Raw genomic sequence first — 422 nt, forward strand, 5'->3', positions numbered from 1 at the left:
CGGTACTATCCACCAGCAGGTGCACCGGCTCGCTGCTCGGCTTCGGCCGAGACACCTCCAGCGTCTCGGCCCGACGGCTCAGGGTGGAGTGGTCCGGCACCGCCAGATCAAGGCCAAGCAGCTGCAGAATGGAGCCGATCAAGCCCTCTGTCTGGCGCAGCGCCAGGCGGAACACGGCACGCAGCGTCAGCGCTGTTGCAATCGCCAGGTTCGAGTACCTCGGCTGGCCGCCCCGGCCCATGCGCTCCTCGGCTTGCCATCCCCTGATCGCCTCAGCCGTGAACTACACGGTGAGACTGCCGCGGGCGCGCAGGCCGGCGTCGTACTCAGCCCAGTTGGTGACCTTCTGCCTCTGCTTGGGGATGTGGTGCCGGCGATCAGCATTGGCTTTGAACGGCACAGCGGTGTCCCTAGGGGTCCGA

At 67.1% G+C, this 422-nt stretch carries 1 pseudogene; it reads right to left on the reverse strand.

Annotated features, from left to right (window positions below):
* Positions 1 to 400 (reverse strand): annotated as a pseudogene (locus JMJ56_RS33340) (transposase); the annotation flags it as partial.
* Positions 401 to 422: the final 22 nt, after the last annotated feature.

Source organism: Belnapia arida (assembly GCF_016773205.1).
GTDB classification, from domain to species: Bacteria; Pseudomonadota; Alphaproteobacteria; order Acetobacterales; family Acetobacteraceae; genus Belnapia; species Belnapia arida.